We start from the raw sequence: 16,580 nt of genomic DNA on the forward strand, positions 1-16,580 counted from the left end.
CCTCATCCTTACCAAGGATGTGCTCTACCACCTGAGCCATAGCAGCAAATGGCGACCCGGATGGGGCTCGAACCCACGACCTCTAGCGTGACAGGCTAGCGTTCTAACCAACTGAACTACCGGGCCATTTGCGTTGCCGCATCAGCGACGATGATTATTATACGATAGCTTTCAAAGAAAGTCAACCCTATTTTTAAAAGTTTTTTCCATTTTATTTTTTCTGTCAAACAGTACAAATTCACGGCATAATATGATAAAATTACTGTAAACAAAACACTTGTTTTGCTTTGTTGCAGAGATTTATTAAAAGGTGGTGGACCATGTGGCTGTATCGTGCACAGTCAAACAGCTGGCAGGGCCTCTGTGTGGCCGCCGGTACGAAAAAGAATACCAAAATAAATTTCGGGACTGCATCTCTTTTTATTACGATGGGGCTGTTCGCTTTGAGCGATTCTGCTACGGCGAAAGTGCCGGCCTTGTGTTTGGGGTTTGGGCCAGTATGGATTCTCAGGGCTTTCTCACCTACAAACAGCCCCTGGATGCAAGAGCAGACCAGTCTGCTCTGCCCCGGCAGCTCACCCAGGCAGAAGGCAACGCCCTCTGGTTTGATAACCAACGGTGGCGGTGGGAGCTGGTGAGCGAGTTCAGCCAGGATAAGCGAAATGGCTACTCTGCTTTTTCGGTGGCACTGGGCAAGCTGTTTGGCCGCTGATTCCCCTGCGCCGCCGGGATGTTCATTCTTTTTTACAAATCTGTTTAACCAAGAGCCAGCATACCGCTGCAACCATTGCAGCCAAAAAACTGCGCTCTGTTGCAAACAAAGGAGGTATTTTTATGGTAACCTGCAAAAATCTGCTGACCAACCCCAACATCCAAACCGTGGCCCAGCTGGGCGGTATGCGTGTGCTGGAGTATGTGCGTGATTTGAGCGTTCGGCCCGAAACTGCCATTGCAAGCTACTATGCTTCTGAAATGAATGTGCGCCGCCGGCAGCTGCTGCTGGATTTAAAGGGAGACAGCTATGTACTGCAAGCCGGAGCTATGCAGTGGATTAGCGGCAATGTGGAAACCACTACCGGCATTAAAGGCGTGGGGGATTTGCTGGGCAAAGCCCTAAGCTCCAAGGTAACCAAGGAAACCGCCATCAAGCCGGAATACAAGGGCCATGGCCAGGTAATGCTGGAACCTACTTACAAGCACATTATCTTGATGGATGTGGGCCAGTGGCCCGGTGGCATTGTGCTGGAGGACGGCCTGTTTTTGGCCTGCCAGGGCTGTTTGCAGCAAAAAGTTGTCATGCGCAGCAACCTGTCCAGCGCAGCCCTGGGCGGTGAGGGTATGTTTAACCTGAGCCTTACGGGCCAGGGTATTGCCGCACTGGAAAGCCCCCTGCCCCAGGAGGAACTGCTGATGTTTGAACTGGAGAACGACCAGCTCCGGATTGACGGCAACATGGCCATTGCCTGGTCTGGCAGTTTGACCTTTACGGTGGAAAAATCCACCCGCAACCTGCTGGGCTCCGCTGTATCCGGCGAGGGATTTGTAAATGTGTTCCGGGGTACCGGCACCGTTCTGATGGCACCCGTCGGCAACTAAACACTTATTCTTACAGGCTAGCCGTTGCACCCTCTGCACCTTGTGCAGGGGGTGCATCTTTTTTGTCCCTTAGCCCGTTTGTGGCGCTGCACTGCTGGCTTTTTGTGCACCAATATGGTATAATTAACTCATCTTTACATTTTATATTACACTACGGCCAGGCGGGCGCATTCCCCCTCTGTGCCAGGAAAGGAAGCCCGCCTATGCGAACCATGCCCGGCGAAAGTGATTGCCTGCTCACCCTCTGCCCCAACCCTCAGGGACTGACTCTGCTCCGGTGCGAAACCGCCTGTGCCCATGTGGTTGTGCCGGATGCGGTGGAAGGCCAGCCCATCACCCAGATGGGCGCCTATGCCTTCAGCACCCGGTGCCCTGTGGAGTTTGGCCCGGCTGCGTTTCAGGTGCATCTCTACACCCAAACCCCCGACGCCGCCATTGCCCACGATGCAGCCGCCATTGTGTCGGTTTGGCTGCCCCAATTCCTCACAAATCTTGGCAACTATGCCTTTTTCAACTGCACCAGGCTGGAACAGCTGCATCTTGGCCCGCAGCTGGCGCAGGTGGGTACCGACGCCTTTATGAACTGTTTCCGGCTGCGCAGGCTCACCATCTACCAGAGTGCCGACCAGTTTCGTGGGCTGCGAGGGCTATTGCGGGAATATTCCGGCCAGCTGGAATGCGCCTTTGTGCCTGCCCAGCAGCCGGAATGCCATCTGCTGTTCCCCTCCTTTGATGAGGAGTACGAGGAGATGGCCGCCCCTCATATCTTTCATTACAACATTGCCGGAACGGGGTATCTGTACCGGCAGTGTTTTGAGGGGGACGCCCTTCAGATGAGCCAGTACGATGCCGCCTTTGACCTGCTGCTGCGCACCCATTCCTTTGAGCTGGCAGTCACCACTGCCCTGCTGCGGCTGGTGTATCCGGTTCAGCTGGGTCAGGCTGCCCGGCAGCAGTATCTGGACTGTTTGGCTCAGCAGGACCAACTGGCTCTGGATGTGTGCCTGGCCCAGCGGAACACCCGGCTGCTGGCCTTTTTGCTGGGGCAGAAACTTTGCAGTCCCCAGGCACTGGCCCACGGCTGCCAGCTGGCCCGCACCCAGGGCAACACCCAGGCCCTGAGCCTTCTGCTGGAACAGACCCGTACCCTGGCACCCAAACCCACCAGCAGCCGTTTTAGCCTGTAAGAAAGGAGGTTTTACCCTGTGAACGAACCCTCTGTATGGCCGGAGCTGGGCCGTAAAATTTTGACTGCGGCCCGCAACGAGCTATATTTGAACCTGCCTTTTTTGGATGCCGCCCTCTGTTCCCTGCCTTTTTCGGAGCAGCAGCCCACCGACCGGATTGCCACCGACGGCCAACAGCTCTACTACAACGGCTCCTGGCTGGCTCTGCGGTACGAACAGGGCCGCTCTCTGGTATGCCGCAGTTTTTTGCACAGCCTGCTCCACTGTATGCTGCGCCATCCTGCCAAAAAGAAAGGCCGCCAGGCCGATTTGTGGGATGTAAGCTGTGACATTGCGGTGGAATCGGTGCTGGACCAGCTGGCACTCACCTACCCCTGCCTGACCCCTGCCACCGGACGCCCCCGCCGGGGCCACTGGTACAGCCAGCTGCAAGAGGGTCAGCCGGTGCTCACCGCCGAGGGCATCTACCGGTTTTTGCGCCGCAACCCCCTGGACGAGCTGGAGCTGGCCAGCCTGACCCGTGAATTTTTGGAGGACGACCACCGCTATTGGGACAAGGCCACCCAGGACGAGGAGGAGCAGCAGTCCGGCCCCCAATGGCAGCAGATTACCCAGCGGATTCAAACCCAGCTGGAAACCACCTTCACCCAGGCTGGCAGCGGCGGCCAGGCGGTGCTGGAGCAGCTGCGGGTGGAAAGCCAGGAGGTTACCAACTACCGCTGGTTTTTGCGCCGGTTTGCCGTGCTGGGCGAGGAGATGCAGGTGGACCCGGACGCCTTCGACTACGGGTACTACGCCTACGGCTTGCAGCGGTATGGGGATATGCCGCTGATTGAACCGCTGGAAAGCCGGGAAAGCCGCCGGATTCAGGATTTGGTCATTGCCATTGACACCTCCATGTCCACCTCCGGCCAGCTGGTGCGCAGTTTTCTTGCCTATACCTACGCCCTTGTGCGGGACAGCGAGAGCTTTTTTAGGCGCATACACCTGCGCATCCTGCAATGTGACGACCAGATTCGGGCCGATGTTACCATTACCAACGCCCAGGAGCTGGCCGATTATATGGAAAACTTTGAACTCATTGGTCAGAGTGCCACGGATTTCAGGCCAGTATTTGACCATGTGCAGCAGCTGGTGGAGCAGGGAGCCTTTCATCATCTGAAAGGGCTGCTCTACTTTACGGATGGCCTGGGGGTTTACCCTGCTTACCGGCCCTCTTTTGAAGCTGCTTTTGTAATGCTGGCTGGGCAGGGCAGCCCGGAACGGGTTCCCCCCTGGGGTATACGCCTGCTCATCAGCGAAGATGAATTGATACAAGGAGCATAATGCCATGAACATCAAACGAGCCAAACAGGAAATCATGGACACCCTGCGGGCCTACCTGGCCAAGGACCAGTTCGGCAACTATCGCATTCCCACCCTGCGCCAGCGGCCTTTGCTGCTTATGGGCCCGCCGGGCATTGGCAAAACCCAAATTATGGAACAGGTAGCCACCGAGATGAATCTGGGGCTGGTGGCCTACACCATCACCCACCATACCCGCCAGAGTGCTCTGGGCCTGCCCCTCATCCGGCAGGAGACCTTTGGGGGCAAAAGCTATTCGGTAACCGAGTACACCATGAGCGAGATTCTGGCCTCGGTGTACCGGCTGATTGAGCAGAGCGGGCAAACCGAGGGCATCTTGTTTTTGGATGAAATCAACTGCATTTCCGAAACCCTCACCCCCATGATGCTGCAATTTTTGCAATACAAAACCTTCGGCAACCAGCGTCTGCCTGAGGGCTGGGTTCTGGTTGCAGCAGGCAACCCGCCGGAATACAACAAATCTGTACGGGAGTTCGATGTGGCCACCCTGGACCGTGTAAAGCGGATGGACATCCAGCAGGACTATGGAGTTTGGAAGGAATACGCCCTGCGCAAGGGCCTGCACGGGGCCATCCTCTCTTATCTGGATTTGCGCAAGGACCACTTCTATGCCATGGAAGCTGCCCCCGGTGGGATGCAGTTTGTAACGGCCCGTGGCTGGGAGGATTTATCGGAACTGCTGACCGTGTACGAGACCCTGGGCCAGAAGGCAGACCAGGAGGTGGTGGGCCAGTATCTGCAGCTGCCCCGCATTGCCAAGGATTTTGCCGCCTACCTTGCCCTGTACGAAAAATACCGGCAGGTATACCAGGTGGATGAAATTCTGGCCGGCCATATTCAGGGGCTTTCGGCCCGGGAACTGGCTGCCGCCCCCTTTGACGAAAAGCTCAGCGTGCTGGGCCTTTTGCTGGCTCGGCTGCGGGAAAGCACCCACAATCTGTGGCAGCTGGACGAAACCACCAGCCAGGTGCACCAGGCCCTTGTGCGGGTAAAACAGGCAGAAAGCAATGCCGATGCAGCCCTGATGCTGCAAGCGGAACTAATGGCTTTGCAGCATCAAATCAGCCGCCGCAAGCAAAACGGTGCCGATGGCAGTGCTTTGGCTCCCTTGTTGGCAGCAGCCCAGCAGCTGGAAGGCTATCTCCACCAGCTGGAGCTGAACCGCCCACAGGATGCCTTTGCATTCTTAAAGGAGCAGTTTACCCAGCTGACCAGCCAGCACAGCCAGCTGGCCGAGCAAACCGGCCAGCAGCTGGAATACGCCTTTGCCTTTTTGGAACAGGCTCTGGGCGAAAGCCAGGAGATGGTGCTCTTTGCCACCGAGCTTACCGCCGGGTTCCATACTTCCTGGTACATTGAGCAATTTGGCTGCCCGGCCTATTTCCGGCACAATCAGTCCATGCTGTTTGACGATACTGAGCAGGCACTGCGCAGCCAGATTGCCGCAGCCCGCCAGCAGGATAGCCAGCACCACACCCTCTAACTCCCCCAGCCGGTGCAGCTGGCCCACCGCCTTTTGTTAAAAAACAGTTTGCAGGCACCTGCCCCCCCTGCCCTAAAGTTAGGCTTGCTGCGGGGAATTTGCTGCTTGCAAAAAAGCATGGAGGCACCCGGTCCGCCATGCTTTTTTATTTTGCCAAAGACAGATGCAGCAAAAAGGGCCCCCGCTAAAAACGGGGGCCCTTTTTTACAGCCTGCTCCAGGCCATTTTGTATGTAAGTTTGTGGGATACAGGCATCAAACTTGAATCTGCTCTTGAATCTCCTCTTCAATGGACTCCACATCAATCATATCGGTGGAGCGCAGGCCCTTTTCCCTCAAATAATCCTTACGCTTGCAATGCTTTCGGCAATCCACGCAGGTCTGACGCATACACTGGCCATCATCGCTTATAAAAAAGCCATTCTTGCCTGCCATCTTTGCCACATACATGGCGTAGTCTGCCGCCTTGTAGAGCTCTGCGTAGGTATATTTTTTATCCGGCGTTACCACCACTGTACCAATGCTGAGGGAAACACCGTATTGAGCATACTCCTGCAGTACAGAACTGGATGCATTCTCCATTAAACGCTCCAGCTGGTCGGTCAGTTCCTCTATGGAGAATTGGCAAGGAACATAGACCAAGAACTCATCGCCGCCCAGACGGCACTGTACAGACCCCTGCAAGAAATATCCCTTCATCCAAACAGCAAAACGGTGCAGCAGCTCGTCGCCCTCTGGGTGGCCCAGGGTATCGTTCACTCGTTTGAAGTTGTCGATATCAATCAGCAGCATTACACCATTTGCATTGGCACGGTTCAGGCACATTTCCACCTTTTTCTGGCCGCCTGTGCGGTTGTACAAACCAGTGAGAGGGTCACGCATGGACTTTTCTTCCAGTTCCCGCTTGGACACCACCTCCATGTGAATATCTGCAATACGGCCCAGCACATACATAGGCTCTCTCCGGTCATCCAGGATAGGCTTTACCGTCAGGCGATACCAACCAGCGCCAGTTCCCTCTTTCAGCTCCACATCTTCGCTTACATCTGCATACATCCGAATCAGCCGGGCAATGTGGCCAAACAGTTCGGCTTCGGCGGCAGACCAATGGCGATTTTTGTCCAGTGTTTTAAGAAAATGCTCTATCCGCCTTTGGCCGCCGAAATAGATGTAGCTGTTTTCAATCCGCAGCGAGTCGCTTTTGCACTCATACTCAAACAGACATTCGTTAACCAGCTCGGAAAACTGGTAAAGGCGTTCATTTTCGGCTGCGGTCTTTTCCAGCATATGGTTGCGGGCACTCACCCGTTCCAGATATAGCAAAATGCCAATTAACATTGCAACCACTGCACCCAGCATAATCTGCCAGCGATGTACTATTAAAAACTCAAAAAAGGTGTACTGCGCCCCAGCAATGGTATTTTGATACAAAATCTCACGCTGAGTATCCTCCTCGATGGTATTCAGGTAACTGTTAATAATGTTCAGCAGCCGCTTATTGGCATGGCTCACCACCGCAATGGAATACTGCTCTGTATCGTCATGGTCCCAATCCACCGTGATGTCTTTGTACAAATCCTTTTTGCTCATATAGTAATTCACACAGTAGGAGTCCATGTAGGATTGCTTTATCTTGCCATCCTCAATGAATTTGAGCTGCTGCTCCACATTCCCCCAGCGCCGGATGGCTTTGTCGGCCGGAGTCGTCGCGCCGGACCCCAGCGATCCGTCGTTGCGGCTCACCAGTACCATACGGCTTTGGATGTACGGCACCGAAACCATCAGACTGCATTCCTCAATTAAATCAGAATTGCTGGAAATTGCCGCCACCAGGTCTACCTGTCCGCTGTTGATGAGCTCCACGCCTTCTTCGTAGCTGTCACACACCACAAATTCGTAGGAAAGGCCTATTTTTTGATTCAGCTGCTCAAAATAATCCGTAACCATGCCATCCGGCTCGCCTTTATCGTTTACATACTGAATCGGCGCAGAGCCGCTGGAGATTAAAACACGCACACGCCCCAGGGAGTTTACATACATCAGGTTATCCCGGGAGATGGAAAATGTCTCGTTGCGGTCAAAATATTCTGCATAGAGCTGACTTTGCAGGCCGGGTCTGGCCTCCTGTAAGCTGGCAAGACCCTGGTTCAGTTCCTCAAGCAGCTGACTGTTTGCTAAAGGCACACAAAAGTAATACGGATTGGGGTTAAATCTGGCAATGCTCTTAAGGTCCTTCTCCATGGAAAGATCCACCTGAAGCACGGCATCAATCAATCCATCATCCAGCCCCTGCATCATTTCATCGTAGGTTTCAAAGAATACCTTTTCGTATACAAAACCCTGGACCTCTGCCAGCTTATCCAACAGCTCCATTCGCTTTTCGTTTTTGTGGTAGTATCCCACGCGAATGCCGTTCCAGCTGCTGTAATCCTGCTTTAAAAAATAAGGGTTATCGGCCCTGACCGCCAAAACGGTATAACTGGTGCCATAGCTGTATGCCGAATATGCATACAGCTCATTTAGCTTGCTGTTGTAATTCATGGCACCCAGCAGGTCGATTTCTCCGTTCTGGAGCATATCCATCAGGGCAAGAATCTGCTCGTCTAGGGTACCCTCTACCTCCACAAACTCATACTCCCAGCCGGTGTATTGCTTGAGTGCATTCAGATAATCCACCGTATAGCCGGTATAGTTGCCTTCTGAATCTTTTTGGGTCAGGCCCGTCTGTATGGGAAATCCCACCCGAACCACACGGCCGGTGCCAGGGTGGCGGGCCGCATACCCCGTAAAAGGCAGCATAAAGCAAAGCAGCATCACCATACAAAACGCTGCAGCCTGTTTAAAATAGTTGATAACACATCACTCCCAAAAAAACTCTATCCATTCCACTTCAACAGAAAGAATAAACTATGTTACAATTTATTGCTTTGTTCTGCAAAAGTCAGATAAATTTCTTTTAAGCTTCTCAGCAAACTTTTCTTGTCATTATACAATGATTCACCCTAAAAATCAAGCTTAAAAAAGGGTTTTGAAGCAGCATTTTCACCTTTTTCATTTTACAAAAATTGTTTTGTGACCTGTCTTTTAATTTCACTCCTAATTTTATACTAATAGTTTAATTTATCCAAAAAGTTACCAAAACAGCTGTTTAAGTAACCCCATCTTATGAAATAGCAATTGCCCGGAGTATTTTTAAAAATAGCTCTTATTCCTTTTAATTGCATTCCCTTTCATTTTGCGGCACAAAAATAGTACAGGCTCCGGGCAATATGTCGGAACCTGTACTATTTACAAAAAATTGAATGGTCACAGGAAGGTTTTACTGAATGCCCTTTACCTCATAGCCTGCATCGGTCACCGCCTGGGTGAGCACAGCGTCCTCCACCGGCTGGGCCAAGGTTACCTGGGCACATTTATTGTCCAAATCTGCCACAGCGGTCACTCCCGGCAGCGCATTCAGGGCTTTTTCCACATGAGCCTTGCAATGGCCACACATCATGCCTTCAATCAAAATCGTCTTATTCATCGTGGTTTCTCCTTTGCTTATTGTGCTAACATCCAGTTGGATTCCCTGGGTGGTTTGGCTGTGAACAAGGCCATCACTGGTTTGGGCAGCAAACAGATTAAGCCGCAGGGCGTTGGCCACTACGCAAACACTGGAAAGGCTCATGGCCGCTGCCCCCAGCATGGGATTGAGCAGCAGCCCCAGGCTGTAAAATACGCCCGCCGCCACCGGAATACCAATGCTGTTGTAAAAAAAGGCCCAGAACAAATTTTGCCAGATGGTACGCAGGGTAGCCTTGGAAAGGCGCAGGGCATTTACCAAGTCCCACAAATCGCTTTTCATCAGTACCACATCGGCACTCTCGATGGCCACATCGGTGCCTGCTCCAATGGCAATGCCCACATCGGCACGGGCCAGGGCCGGGGCATCGTTGATTCCATCCCCCACCATGGCCACCTTGCGGCCCTGGCTTTGCAGCAGCCGCACCTGGGCCTCCTTATCTTGGGGCAGCACCTCGGCCACCACCTGTTCCAGCCCCAGCTGCTTTTGAATGGCTGCGGCGGTGCGGGCATTGTCTCCCGTAAGCATAACCACCTGCAAGCCCATGGCCTTCAGCTGGGCAATGGCCGCCGGGCTGGTGGGCTTAATGGGGTCGGACACCGCCACAAGCCCCAGCAACCGGCTGGAATCCGCTAGATAGAGGGGTGTTTTGCCTTGCTGGGCCAGCTCATCCGCCAGGGGGCGCCCCTCTTGCAGCGAGATTCCATGCTCCTCCATTAACCGGGCATTGCCCGCCAGATAAAGCTGCCCTTCTACCCAGGCTTTTAACCCCCGCCCCGGCAATGCTTCAAACCCCTGGACTGGGGGCAGCTGGTCGGCTCCCTGGGCACCCTGTAAAATCGCTTCGGCCAAGGGGTGCTCGCTGTTCTTTTCCAAACAGGCCGCCAGAGCCAGCAGCTGTTCCGGGGTTTGCCCCGCCAGCGGCAGCACATCGGTAAGCACCGGCTTGCCCTGGGTAATGGTTCCGGTTTTATCCAGCACCACCGTATCTACCCTGTGGGCGTCTTCCAGTGCCTGGGCATTTTTGAACAGAATATTCATTCGGGCGCCTTTGCCGGTACCCACCATGATGGCCACCGGTGTAGCCAGGCCCAGGGCGCAGGGGCAGCTGATTACCAGCACCGAGATGGCACGGGCCAGGGCAAATTCCAAACCTTGGCCCCAAAGCATCCAGCCAGCAAATGTTACCGCAGCCAGAACCATTACCACCGGCACAAACACGCCGCTTACCCGGTCGGCCAGTTTGGCCACCGGGGCCTTGGTGGCACCGGCATCCTGCACCAGCGCAATGATCTGCGCCAGGGTGGTATCCTGCCCTACTTTGCGGGCCTCAAAGGTAAAACTGCCGGTTTTGTTGATGGACGCAGCCACCACCCGGTCTCCTGGGGTCTTTTCCACCGGGATGCTCTCGCCGGTAATGGCGGACTCATCCACACTGGAAACGCCCTCCAGCACCACACCATCCACCGGGATGCGCATCCCCGGCTTGATGCAGACCACATCGCCCACCTGCACCTCGTCGGCACCGATTTCCACCTCCTGGCCCTGCCGCAGCACCAAGGCCGTTTTGGGTGCCAGGTCCATCAATGCTTTCAGCGAGGCGCTGGTGCGGCCCTTTGCACGGGCCTCCAGCCATTTGCCCAGGGTTATCAGGGTCAGAATGGTACCGGCAGACTCAAAATACAAATCCATCCGGTATTGGTCCACCAGGGTTAAATTCCCGGTGCCCAGCCCCCAGCCAATGCGGTAAAGGGCAAAAATGCCGTACAGCACCGCTGCACCGCTGCCCAGGGCAATCAGGGTGTCCATGTTGGGGCTGCGGCGCCATAGGCTGGCAAAGCCGCTTTTAAAAAAGTGCCGGTTGATATACAAAATGGGCAGAACCAGCAGCAGCTGGGTAAGAGCAAAGGGCACCGCCCCGGCTTGACCGTGCATCCAGCCGGGCAGCGGTGCTCCCATCATATGCCCCATGGATACATACATCAGCGGCACCAAAAAAGCCAGGGATGCAATCAGCCTCCGTTTCATCCGGCCCATTTCGGCCTGTACCGGGTCTGGTTGGGCGGTCTGGGGAAGGCTGTCGGCAGGCCGGCCACTGCTCTGGGCAGGGAACGCTCCATATCCCGCCTTTTGTACCGCCTGGCAGATGGCTTGTTCCTCCAGCATTGCCGGGTCGTACTCCACCACCAGCCGGTTGGCCAGCAAATTTACCTGTGCCTGGTGGATGCCAGGCAGCTTATTGACGGCTCGCTCCACCGCTGCCGAACAGGCGGCACAGCTCATGCCGGTTACCTGAAATGTCTGTTTCATGGGTTGTTCCTTTCTTTTGGCCTGTACTTTTGCAAGGCCACACTCTGCCTTAAAACGCTGGAATACTGCACCTGTGGCAGGAGTTTTTCTGTATGTATTATGCCACAACACCGCATAAAACACAAGAACGCCCCAGTTTGACCAAACAAAAAATCGACAAGCCCCAGCCGGAACCTGCCGATTGTATGGCTAATAACTCTTATTTTGATACAATGCACCCCCTTTGACTTTAGGGGGCGCATTGTATTATGGGCTGCATTTGACAAATTATTGTAGACCAGCCGGTAACTCAAGTGGCCACCGTATGACATGCCAGTTGTATTGATACTTATTTGTCATCAGTTATAGGCGGTTGATATTCTAAAATGTCACCTGGTTGACAATCTAATGCTTCACAAATTGCCTCTAATGTTGAAAAACGAATGGCACTCACTTTGCCTGTTTTAATTTTTGATAAATTAACATTGGCTATTCCAACTTTCTCAGACAATGTGTTGAGAGATATTTTTCTATCAGCCATAACCCTATCCAATCTTAAAATAATTGGCATAATCTCCCTCCTGTTTGAATTTACAATGTTTCATCCGATAATTGTTGCAATGTTTCCCCATATTTAAAGATGTGACCGACCAAACGAAGAATAAAGAACCAAATAATAAAGCTCCCGTCACTCACAATTGATATAGAACAAGACTCTACCCTGTCTGCGTTGAATAGAGACGGAATATCAAATACATTGTAGAATATCAAATTCGTGGCAATCTGAAGAACAAAGCTTATAATGCCCATAATTAGAATCGCATACGCCAGCTTTTTCAAAGCAACACTTATAGTTGTGCTAAAAGGCTTCCCCTGAGACATTGGTTCAAATACATTCAGAAGTACCCTAATGATGTAACAGGACAATGTTCCAAATAGTGCAACATTTGCAAATGTCATAAAAAGCAACGATGTAAGCTGTTGCGAAGAATACTCCTGATTTAAAAGCAGTGAATAGTTCCCAAGTGTGATAGAAAAACCACCATCCAATGCTGTACCGCCTTTCATAAATAATGCAACAAGGATAGCTGCCAAAATAACCACACTTACTACGGCAACCACCCAAAAAAGAACTTTGAGAATTGCTCGAATAGTTTTGGATGTCTTGATGATTTTATCCATAAATATTACCTCCTCTGTTGGTATAGCTTTAGTATACACTTCCAAGATATGTTTGTCAACTATTTTTTAATGTTTGTCGTTAATAAATATATACTAATCATTCTAACAGGACAGGGCATACTTGCGAAAAACCAACAGGGCTAAGATACTCGAAAAAGTATCTTAGCCCTTTTCGATATAACCTTTAAGTGTTTCGATCATCGCGTCGGCGTGCCCTGTGCCCGCTACGATGGAGTGGCAGTCACGCCCGAGCATATGGGTGTAAACGGCGTTGATCTCGGGGATCTCAATATCAAAGGCCTCGGCGGTCTGCTTGATGATAAAGTCGATGCCGCCGATGGTCACCTTGCCCTCGCCGATCACATGCGTGATCTTGTGCACAGAGCTGTCGAAAATCTCGCCGAACGCACCGGTGAACTGATCGATCAGCGCCTTGCCGCCGCCGTTTTCAGAATACGCCGCGTGTGGAATATTCCCTGACGGAACTCGGCCAAAGTCTTAAACCGATTTTGGAAGCGATGCAAAATTTGGGCGAGGCATACAAGACGTTGCAAAATTAAAACAGCGGGCATCCGATTTCCGGATGCCCGCTGTGCCTTTATAAGCCGTTATTTCCTTTTTGGTTTTTTGATCTTATTTAAAGTTTTGTTTAAATCCAAGATCTGCTCTTTTGTAAATTTGCCGCCGAGCATCGCGAACACGCGCTTTACGGTAAAGCCCTTTGCCATGTCGAACATCGTGCGGTTGAGCGTAAAGCCCGAAACGGAGCGGACTTTGGAATTTACGCCTTTTTTCTTATCTTTGGGCTTTTGCTCAGAATCACCTTTCACCCCGGACAGCAGTACCTTCGCAAATTTCAGCATAAACAGCTTGCCGCGCGCCGTAGAAAGGATGCTTCCGATGGTGTCGTTGACGGAAAAATACCCCTCGGGCATCGTGATCTCAAACCAGTTGATGACGCCGCCGGCCTCTTTCATGCGGTAGCTTTCATCAAATTTCTCAACCTTTTGGAGCTTTGCTTCATCCGTGCTTTCGCCCGCCTTTGCGACGAGCACCGTTTCACCTTCGTTTTGCACATTGAAATAGAAGAACGGGTATTTGCCCTTTTGCTGTACGCCGACGCTCTTGCCGTTGGCAAACAGCTCTACTTCGTCGCGGTTGGAATACACCGTGACCTTGGTCACATCTTCCGTGCGCCGCACATACCGCTTGCCGCAGATGTGCACGAACGGTTCGCCGGAGAGCCATGCCTTGTAGGCGTAAAAGCTGTCTTTTTTGTATTTGCGGTCAAAGGTCACAAGTCCCTTGTGGTTCATGCCGTTTTCACCGCCCTCGGCTCTGGCGTCGGCGGCAAAGTCAAACATATTCCAAACATGCGTTGCCCAAAGGTAGGGGCGGTCTATGATCTGCTTGATGAGTTCTTCGTGGTAATACGCCTGATACTCCTCGGTGTAATCGCCCTGCTGGGGCTCCGAGGTATGCCAGTCGAGGGCTTCACAGCCGTATTCGCTGATGCCGATGGCGCGGTTCGGGTATTTTTTGTGGAAGCGGTCGAACCACGGCCCGTACATATCGACCGTCCCGCCGTACCAACCGAAGTAGTGGTTGTAGGAGACGATGTCCGTCATGTGCACATAGGCTTCGTCCATGCCGCACATCGTCAGCACCGCGAGCGTGGTGGGACGGGTTTTATCTAAGCTGTGTGCCAAGTCGTTGAGCATTTTGTGATTGTCTAAAAGCCCTTTATCCGCCGCGCCGTGCATCGTGATCTCGTTGGAAAGGCCCCACGTCACGATGCAGGGATGGTTGTAGTTCTGGCAGATGAGCTCCGTCAGCTGCGTTTTGGTGTTTTCCACGCCGTTCGGCAGGTGCTGCGAGATATACGGGATCTCCGCCCAAACGACCAGCCCGCGTTCGTCGCACAGGTCGTAAAACGCCTGCGCGTGCTGGTAGTGGGCGAGCCGAATCGTGTTCGCGCCCATTTCGCAGATGAGGTCTATATCCTCTTTATGATGTTCCGACTTCAGCGCATTGCCGATGCCGGGCCGGTCCTGATGGCGCGAAACGCCGCGCAGGGGATAGGGCTTGCCGTTTAAGAAAAAGCCCTCTTGCGCATCCATGCGGAAGCTGCGGCAGCCGAAGCGCGCGGAGACCTCATCCTGTGCTTCCCCGCCGAGCAAAAGCGTCGCACGAAGTGTGTAGAGATATGGGTCATGTATGCCGTCCCAAAGGTGCGCGTTTGTAAGGCACATCGTCGTTTCCGTGTTATCTGATGTGACCTCCGCCGTCAACACCGTTTCATTGTCCGCAAGGATCTCATAACGAATGCCGCACGGCGTTTTGCACTGCACAAAGGTCTTGACCGTAACGGTGCAGTCCTTCCCCTCCATAACGGGGGTGACCATCAGGCCCGGCGCACCGTTCCACAGCAGGTCAAAATGGTTTTCAGGCACGCCGATGAGCGTTACGTCGCGGTAAATGCCGCCGTAAAACGTGAAGTCTGCCATTTGCGGATATACGTGGTCGTTCGGCGCGTTGTCCGCGACCACCGCGAGCAGGTTTTTTTCGAGCACTTCGGGAAGCCGCGCACGGAAAGTCGAATATCCGCCGTCGTGCGCCGCGATCTTTTCGCCGTTCCAATAGATCTCGGCGGACGAGTTCACGCCGTCGAATTGAATATAGCGCTCTGCGCCTTCGGGCAAGTCCGAAGCGGCAAGGGACTTGACAAAACAGCCCTTCCCGCGGAAATAGTCGTTGCCGCCGTCCTGCCCGTCAGAACCGTTCCAGGTGTACGGCAGATCGAGTGCCTCGAAGTCCGTAAGCATCATGCCGGGCGAGCAATCCGCATCCTTTTTGAACAGCCAGCCCTGATCGATAAGCTTTGTGTTACGCATAAGTTATTCTCCTTGCATGGTTTCCGCAACGTCTCCGTTTGCCGGGGCAAACGCCTGCTCCTGCTTGAGGTCGATGTTATAGATGAATTTCATGGAGACCGTCATGACCGCAAGCCCTGCAACAAGCAGCAGGATATACAGCGTCTTGAACTTTGCAGAGGCTTCGTCGGTCTGCACGGGGGCGGATTCCACATAGCCGGCCGCGCTCAAAGACAGCGCCACGACGGCGGAACCGACGCCCTGCGCGAGATTGCGGAAGAAGGAATAGATCGCGTAAAGCGACCCCTCCTCGCGCACGCCCTTTTTGCGGTAGCTCATTTCAATGCAGTCGGCGACGATCGCCCACACGATGATCTGGAACACGCAGCTGCCGATGTTGACAAGCATCAGCCCGGCGATATACAGCACCATGCCTTTTGTGTCGGGCGTGATGGGCAGGAACAGCATCAGAATACCCGCAAGCATACTGCCCAAGCCCCCGAGAACGATGAACCGCTTTTTGCCGACCTTGCCGACGATCGTAGAGGCGAACGGCATGAGCGCCAGCAGCGGTACATAGGAGGCGATCATGGCGAAAGACGCTTTTTCCGCATCATGGAAATAAAATTGGAATACCAGGTTGTTGACCGAAGCGGAGGAGTTGTGAAACGCCACAACAGCGAAGGTCGCGATAGTGATGGCGAGCAGCGCGCGGTTCGTGAAAAAGGACTTGATCGTGGAAAGGTAGCTGACCTTTTCTACGCGTTCCTCGCGAACGACACGTTCCGTCACCATTTTGCGAAGCAGGATAAACACAAAAAAGGCCACCACGGAAAATACGACAGCCACGAGGAACATCCGGCTTTCCGAAAGCACGTTATCCACATACACGACCTGCGGAAGCAGCATGACGAGAACAGCAGCAACACCCGCACCGATGCTGCGGAAGGTGGAAAGCGAGGTGCGCTGCTTCGGGTCTTCAGTGATGACGGAGTGCAGGGAACCGTATGGAACATTGACCATGGTGTAAGCGGTCGTATA

The 16,580-nt window shown here is 53.3% G+C and carries 13 protein-coding genes, 1 tRNA gene and 1 pseudogene; 7 read left to right on the top strand and 8 right to left on the bottom strand.

Features of this window, described 5'->3' with window-relative positions; genetic code table 11:
* Positions 1 to 49: 49 nt before the first annotated feature.
* Positions 50 to 126 (bottom strand) — tRNA-Asp (locus tag ACH2EM_RS03025).
* 196 nt (positions 127 to 322) lie between these two features.
* Between ACH2EM_RS03025 and ACH2EM_RS03030 the strand changes: the two genes are divergently transcribed.
* The 5 genes from ACH2EM_RS03030 (at position 323) to ACH2EM_RS03050 (ending at position 5,631) form a co-directional block, all read left to right on the top strand.
* Positions 323 to 712 (top strand): hypothetical protein, encoded by a 390-nt coding sequence (locus ACH2EM_RS03030; RefSeq protein ID WP_395150600.1) that lies wholly within the window; start codon positions 323 to 325, stop codon positions 710 to 712.
* Between the two features lie 122 nt (positions 713 to 834).
* Positions 835 to 1,596, top strand: a complete 762-nt coding sequence (locus ACH2EM_RS03035) for an AIM24 family protein (protein WP_395150601.1) — start codon at positions 835 to 837, stop codon at positions 1,594 to 1,596.
* Positions 1,597 to 1,799: 203 nt separating this feature from the next.
* On the top strand, positions 1,800 to 2,783 hold the full coding sequence (locus ACH2EM_RS03040; protein ID WP_395150602.1) for a leucine-rich repeat protein: 984 nt from the start codon (positions 1,800 to 1,802) through the stop codon (positions 2,781 to 2,783).
* A gap of 18 nt (positions 2,784 to 2,801) precedes the next feature.
* Positions 2,802 to 4,109 (top strand): VWA-like domain-containing protein, encoded by a 1,308-nt coding sequence (locus ACH2EM_RS03045; RefSeq protein ID WP_395150604.1) that lies wholly within the window; start codon positions 2,802 to 2,804, stop codon positions 4,107 to 4,109.
* A gap of 4 nt (positions 4,110 to 4,113) precedes the next feature.
* Positions 4,114 to 5,631 (top strand): ATP-binding protein, encoded by a 1,518-nt coding sequence (locus ACH2EM_RS03050; protein ID WP_395150605.1) that lies wholly within the window; start codon positions 4,114 to 4,116, stop codon positions 5,629 to 5,631.
* 254 nt (positions 5,632 to 5,885) lie between these two features.
* Here ACH2EM_RS03050 and ACH2EM_RS03055 read toward each other — a convergent pair whose 3' ends face one another.
* Together ACH2EM_RS03055 and ACH2EM_RS03060 are read right to left on the bottom strand one after the other, a co-directional pair.
* Positions 5,886 to 8,450 carry a diguanylate cyclase domain-containing protein gene (locus tag ACH2EM_RS03055; RefSeq protein ID WP_395150606.1) on the bottom strand — a complete coding sequence of 855 codons (2,565 nt, stop codon included), beginning with the start codon at positions 8,448 to 8,450 and terminating at the stop codon, positions 5,886 to 5,888.
* A gap of 499 nt (positions 8,451 to 8,949) precedes the next feature.
* Positions 8,950 to 11,505 (bottom strand): heavy metal translocating P-type ATPase, encoded by a 2,556-nt coding sequence (locus tag ACH2EM_RS03060; RefSeq protein WP_395150607.1) that lies wholly within the window; start codon positions 11,503 to 11,505, stop codon positions 8,950 to 8,952.
* Between the two features lie 92 nt (positions 11,506 to 11,597).
* On the opposite strand from ACH2EM_RS03060, the gene ACH2EM_RS03065 reads away from it, so the two are divergent.
* The gene (locus ACH2EM_RS03065) at positions 11,598 to 11,732 is read left to right on the top strand and encodes a hypothetical protein (RefSeq protein ID WP_395150608.1); all 135 of its coding nucleotides are present in this window, start codon (positions 11,598 to 11,600) and stop codon (positions 11,730 to 11,732) included.
* 101 nt (positions 11,733 to 11,833) lie between these two features.
* Here ACH2EM_RS03065 and ACH2EM_RS03070 read toward each other — a convergent pair whose 3' ends face one another.
* The 3 genes from ACH2EM_RS03070 to ACH2EM_RS03080 form a co-directional block, all read right to left on the bottom strand.
* Positions 11,834 to 12,055: a helix-turn-helix transcriptional regulator gene (locus tag ACH2EM_RS03070; protein WP_204907127.1), complete on the bottom strand. Its 222-nt coding sequence runs from the start codon at positions 12,053 to 12,055 to the stop codon at positions 11,834 to 11,836.
* 20 nt (positions 12,056 to 12,075) lie between these two features.
* Positions 12,076 to 12,666 (bottom strand): hypothetical protein, encoded by a 591-nt coding sequence (locus ACH2EM_RS03075; RefSeq protein WP_395150609.1) that lies wholly within the window; start codon positions 12,664 to 12,666, stop codon positions 12,076 to 12,078.
* A 162-nt stretch (positions 12,667 to 12,828) separates the two neighbouring features.
* Positions 12,829 to 13,047 (bottom strand): hypothetical protein, encoded by a 219-nt coding sequence (locus ACH2EM_RS03080; RefSeq protein WP_395150610.1) that lies wholly within the window; start codon positions 13,045 to 13,047, stop codon positions 12,829 to 12,831.
* A gap of 77 nt (positions 13,048 to 13,124) precedes the next feature.
* Between ACH2EM_RS03080 and ACH2EM_RS03085 the strand changes: the two are divergent.
* Positions 13,125 to 13,226: pseudogene (locus ACH2EM_RS03085) on the top strand (winged helix-turn-helix transcriptional regulator); the annotation flags it as partial.
* Between the two features lie 48 nt (positions 13,227 to 13,274).
* On the opposite strand, the gene ACH2EM_RS03090 reads toward ACH2EM_RS03085, so the two are convergent.
* Both ACH2EM_RS03090 and ACH2EM_RS03095 read right to left on the bottom strand, forming a co-directional pair.
* Complete coding sequence (locus tag ACH2EM_RS03090) at positions 13,275 to 15,560, bottom strand: glycoside hydrolase family 2 TIM barrel-domain containing protein (RefSeq protein WP_395150611.1); 2,286 nt, start codon at positions 15,558 to 15,560, stop codon at positions 13,275 to 13,277.
* A gap of 3 nt (positions 15,561 to 15,563) precedes the next feature.
* The coding region (locus tag ACH2EM_RS03095; RefSeq protein WP_395150612.1) for an MFS transporter at positions 15,564 to 16,580 on the bottom strand (1,017 nt) is incomplete at its 5' end.

The sequence above is a fragment of the uncultured Allofournierella sp. genome, from assembly GCA_944382705.1.
In the GTDB taxonomy this organism is placed as follows: domain Bacteria; phylum Bacillota; class Clostridia; order Oscillospirales; family Ruminococcaceae; genus Allofournierella.

Coding starts and splice junctions, on each gene's coding strand:
- ACH2EM_RS03035 (WP_395150601.1), top strand. CDS start 835: ATGGTAACCTGCAAAAATCTGCTGACCAACCCCAACATCCAAACCGTG.
- ACH2EM_RS03040 (WP_395150602.1), top strand. CDS start 1,800: ATGCGAACCATGCCCGGCGAAAGTGATTGCCTGCTCACCCTCTGCCCC.
- ACH2EM_RS03050 (WP_395150605.1), top strand. CDS start 4,114: ATGAACATCAAACGAGCCAAACAGGAAATCATGGACACCCTGCGGGCC.
- ACH2EM_RS03055 (WP_395150606.1), bottom strand. CDS start 8,450: ATGGTGATGCTGCTTTGCTTTATGCTGCCTTTTACGGGGTATGCGGCC.
- ACH2EM_RS03060 (WP_395150607.1), bottom strand. CDS start 11,505: ATGAAACAGACATTTCAGGTAACCGGCATGAGCTGTGCCGCCTGTTCG.
- ACH2EM_RS03065 (WP_395150608.1), top strand. CDS start 11,598: ATGTATTATGCCACAACACCGCATAAAACACAAGAACGCCCCAGTTTG.
- ACH2EM_RS03070 (WP_204907127.1), bottom strand. CDS start 12,055: ATGCCAATTATTTTAAGATTGGATAGGGTTATGGCTGATAGAAAAATA.
- ACH2EM_RS03075 (WP_395150609.1), bottom strand. CDS start 12,666: ATGGATAAAATCATCAAGACATCCAAAACTATTCGAGCAATTCTCAAA.
- ACH2EM_RS03090 (WP_395150611.1), bottom strand. CDS start 15,560: ATGCGTAACACAAAGCTTATCGATCAGGGCTGGCTGTTCAAAAAGGAT.